The organism is Thiomicrospira sp. (genome assembly GCF_036568485.1).
Taxonomy (GTDB): domain Bacteria; phylum Pseudomonadota; class Gammaproteobacteria; order Thiomicrospirales; family Thiomicrospiraceae; genus Thiomicrospira.
The window spans coordinates 1-4,041 of record NZ_DATCSL010000034.1; the positions used below are offsets into that span (position 1 = coordinate 1).

Below are 4,041 nucleotides of genomic sequence, written 5' to 3' on the forward strand. Positions count from 1 at the left end.
GTGGTTTTACACCTGGTTAATTTGGATGGGCTTTAATTTAACTTTATTATGGGCTTATCCTAAATGGATCGCGCCGCTGTTTAATAAGTTCACCCCGCTTGAAGACGGCGAAATGAAACAACGCATTGAAGCCCTGCTAGAGCGCACCGGATTTGAATCCAATGGCATTTTTGTCATGGATGGTTCATCACGCTCCGGCCACGGCAACGCTTATTTTACCGGCATGGGCAAAAACAAACGTATTGTGTTTTTTGATACTCTGCTGGAAAAACTCACGGTTGATGAAGTGGAAGCGGTACTAGCGCATGAGTTGGGTCACTTTAAGCACGGCCACATTACTAAGCGTTTAATTGAGGGGGCCGCGATCAGCTTAATCGGTTTAGCCTTATTAGGCTGGTTGGTTCAGTTACCGGCTTTTTACAGTGGGCTCGGCATTGAAAGTGCAACCCCGGCCGCCGCTTTATTATTATTTGTGACCGCTGTGCCGGTCATGTTCTTTTTTTTGGGGCCGATTATGGCTTTTAAAAGCCGCAAACATGAGTTTGAAGCCGATGCATTTGCCGCCCAGCATGTCGGCGCGCAACATTTAATCAGTGCGCTGTTAAAACTCTACCGTGATAATGCCAGCACCTTAACACCGGACCCAAGTTTCTCGGCTTACCATGATAGTCATCCACCGGCTAAAATTCGCATCGATCATTTAAAAACTTTAAAAGGAGACAACAAATGAGTGAACTCCCTAATTTATTAGAACAAAAATGTGAAGATATCCCCAAAGGTCAAAAAGGCTTAGTGATTCCGACGATTGAAAGTTACTTAAATATGCTTTCTGGCTGGGATGTGACGTTGGATTATGCGTCGATTCACAAAACCTTCGGATTCAAAAACTATCATCAAACCGTGGCGTTTGTGAATGCGGTCACTTGGGTGGCGCACAAAGAAGACCATCACCCAACGATTTGCTTTGGTTATAACGAATGCACGATCACACTAAAAACTCATAGCATAAAAGGCTTAAGCCAAAACGATATGATTATGGCCGCCAAAATTAACGCGTTACTGGATTAAAAATTCATACCTGAAGCACACAGTTTGTATCTAAATTGTGTCTCGGTAGTGAAACTAGGAACTTTCATGAGCAAACGTAAACTCAGTGATCAACAGCAACGACGTGTTCAAAAAAAACGCCAAGCAGATTCCTTACCCGTCGAAAGCTCATTACAACCAGGCCTGGTGATCACCAATTTCGGCAAACGTCTGCTGGTTGAATCTGAACAAGGCGAACTCATTAACTGCGCAGTACGCCAACATCTAGGCAAACTTGTCGCAGGCGATCGAGTGAGATGGCAAACGGACATTGAAGCTGGCACGGGGGTGGTAAGTGAAGTACTAACACGCCACAGTAAATTATCGCGCCCAGGATTTCGCGGCCAAACACGTATGGTGGCGGCTAATATTGATGTGATTGGCATTGTCACCCCAATCGAACCCGGCATTCATCCCGACATGATTGATCGTTATTTAGTGGCCGCAGCACAACTCAATATCCCAGTTGCCATTATCATTAATAAAATTGACCTGATTCAAGATGATGAAGCTTGGGAAGCGGTCGCTGAGCTGTTAATTCCCTACGAAGAAATGGGAATTGAACTGATTCCAGTCTCCAGTCAGCTGGCGGACGGTCTTGAAGATTTAGAAGCCTTTTTAAATAAGCAAACCAGTGTACTCGTTGGTCCATCTGGTGCAGGTAAATCTTCCTTAATTAACGCACTTATTCCAGACCTAGACATTCGTACCAGTGCGTTATCTGAAGCGACCGGCTTAGGTGTGCACACCACCACGAACAGTATTCTTTACCATCTACCCAAAGGCGGTGACATCATTGATTCACCAGGTGTTCGCCAATTCAGCCCGAGCCCCTGCTCGCTTACTGAACTAGAAGGCTATTATGCTGATTTTGAACCCTTCCTAGGGCAATGCAAGTTTCATAACTGTACCCACAGCATTGAGCCCGACTGCGCAATCAAACAAGCCGTTGAAGATGATCAAATTGCGTACACTCGCTACCAAAGTTTTCAGCGTTTGTTACAAGAATTTAAAGACTCTGAAATAAAATATTAAAATTTCGCTATAAAATATATCAATAGGCAAACCAAGCTAGGCCACTAAAAAGACCGACACCAAATACAATAGAATCGTCGTCACGCCGATTACCGCCACCCAAAAGAGAAATACCCAACCTAGAGGTTTTGGATTGTTAACCAGTTTCAATGCATACCAGCTCACCACTGTAGCAAGTATCGTGATCAGCCAAAGCTTTAATAGAACCATGATGCCTCCTTTTCTAGACAAACCATTCTAACTTAAGAGACCGAACTTAGGTCTAAGTGTTTTTCATTAACTACCTATCTATAGCCATAAAATTAACTAATAACATTAACTGCTTATAATTGCGCCAACCCCTTATTAGCTTGACTCAAACTGGGTTTTAGTTTCTAATTAGCGCTAAGGGTTAACCCTGAAATTTTGTTTAGTACTTTTAGGAGAGTGCAACATGAGTAAAGCAATTTTAGCTGCAGCTGCAGTTGGTTTAATGACTTTTGGTATGGCTGCTCAAGCGGCTGATGTAAAAGCTGGTCAAGCCGCATTCTCAACCTGTATGGGTTGTCACGGTGCTGGTGGTGAAGGTGGTGTTGGTCCGGCTGTTAAAGGTCGCGACGCTGGCGAACTAGCTGGTCTTCTTAAGAAGTACCGTGCAGGTGAAAACGTAGGCCCTATGTCAGCAATGATGCAGCCTATGGCCGCTGGTTTGTCTGATGCAGACATCGAAAACCTAGCCGCTTACATGTCAAGCCTATAATTCATTTATAGCCTTGTGAAAAACCGCCTACGGGCGGTTTTTTTATTTCTGAAGCCGAGTTTGGTTATAATAGGTCGCAGTTATTTTATTAATATCATTCCTCAACTGGAGAAAACGAGCATGAAAAAAGGACTCATCACGGCGTTCGCTTTAAGTCTAATCAGCACCGGTGCGATTGCAATGGATCCACCCGCTAAAAGTTCGACCTGTGTAGGTTGCCATGGAGCGGATGGAAACAGCTTAGCACCGAACTTTCCTAAAATTGCTGGTCAACACGCGGCTTATTTAGAAAAAGCACTTAAAGACTACCGTGCAGGTTTCCGTCGTGATGCGACCATGCAGGCTTTTGCTCGTGATCTAACAGACGAAGAAATTAAAGCCTTGGCGGAATACTATTCCAAGCAAACGCCAAAATAAACAAACGCGACAAACCTACAAAAAAACCGCCAATCTAAATTAATAGATTGGCGGTTTTTTATTGCTCGATTTAAACCCGCTGCTTTTTAAAGCAAGACGCGCTCAATGCCATCATCTTCTAGCTTAGCTATAAAATCCTTTTTCCAGTTTTTGCCAAGCAGGTTATTAACCATTTCTACTACAATATAGTCGGTTTGCAAGCCTGTTTCATCCTGATAACGGTTTAAACCTTGCTGACAAGCCGGGCAAGAAGTTAATAACTTCACGTTTCCATTCACGGCTTTTTCCGATCCTGTTAAATCCTTAATACCTTGTTTTAACTCGGCTTCTTTTCGGAAACGTAATTGGTTAGCAATATCAGGTCGAGCTGTAGCTAAAGTACCGGCTTCACTACAACAACGGTCATTTAACGGCACGTCTATACCCGTCAACGTACTCGCTACTTTAGCGGAATCGTATTTCTTCATCGGATCGTGGCAAGGCTCGTGGTACATATATTGCACCCCTTCTACCCCTTCCATTTTCACGCCTTTTTCCATCAGGTACTCGTGGATATCCAATAAACGGCAACCTGGGAAAATCTGTTCAAACTCATATTTAAGCAGCTGATCCATACAAGTTCCACAAGATACCAATACTGTTTTAATATCCAAGTAGTTTAAAGTATTGGCAACACGGTGGAACAAGGCTCTATTTTCAGTTGTAATCTGCGCCCCTTTTGCAGCTTGACCGGCTGCTGTTTGCGGGTAACCACAGCACAAATA

Annotated in this window: 7 protein-coding genes; 5 read left to right on the top strand and 2 right to left on the bottom strand. The window is 43.7% G+C overall.

Annotation, left to right across the window (positions count from 1 at the left end):
- The 3 genes from VIM91_RS03340 to rsgA all read left to right on the top strand — a co-directional run.
- A partial coding sequence (locus tag VIM91_RS03340; RefSeq protein WP_331863405.1) for a M48 family metallopeptidase occupies positions 1-730 on the top strand: 730 nt, incomplete at its 5' end.
- Positions 727-1,068: a 4a-hydroxytetrahydrobiopterin dehydratase gene (locus tag VIM91_RS03345; protein ID WP_331863406.1), complete on the top strand. Its 342-nt coding sequence runs from the start codon at positions 727-729 to the stop codon at positions 1,066-1,068. The genes VIM91_RS03340 and VIM91_RS03345, both read left to right, overlap by 4 nt.
- Before the next feature lie 66 nt (positions 1,069-1,134).
- A complete protein-coding gene (gene rsgA / locus VIM91_RS03350) occupies positions 1,135-2,121 on the top strand; it encodes a ribosome small subunit-dependent GTPase A (RefSeq protein WP_331863407.1) in 987 nt (328 codons plus the stop codon).
- A 36-nt stretch (positions 2,122-2,157) separates the two neighbouring features.
- Here the strand turns inward: rsgA and VIM91_RS03355 are convergent, their stop codons facing one another.
- The gene (locus tag VIM91_RS03355; protein ID WP_331863408.1) at positions 2,158-2,331 is read right to left on the bottom strand and encodes a hypothetical protein; all 174 of its coding nucleotides are present in this window, start codon (positions 2,329-2,331) and stop codon (positions 2,158-2,160) included.
- Positions 2,332-2,554: 223 nt separating this feature from the next.
- Here VIM91_RS03355 and VIM91_RS03360 point away from each other — a divergent pair, with 223 nt between their 5' ends.
- On the top strand, positions 2,555-2,860 hold the full coding sequence (locus tag VIM91_RS03360; RefSeq protein WP_331863409.1) for a c-type cytochrome: 306 nt from the start codon (positions 2,555-2,557) through the stop codon (positions 2,858-2,860).
- A gap of 120 nt (positions 2,861-2,980) precedes the next feature.
- Positions 2,981-3,277, top strand: coding sequence for a cytochrome c (locus VIM91_RS03365; protein WP_331863410.1), 297 nt, complete (start codon positions 2,981-2,983; stop codon positions 3,275-3,277).
- Between the two features lie 86 nt (positions 3,278-3,363).
- Here the strand turns inward: VIM91_RS03365 and VIM91_RS03370 are convergent.
- Positions 3,364-4,041 (bottom strand): DUF3400 domain-containing protein (locus tag VIM91_RS03370; RefSeq protein WP_331863411.1); only part of this gene is annotated, 678 nt, incomplete at its 5' end.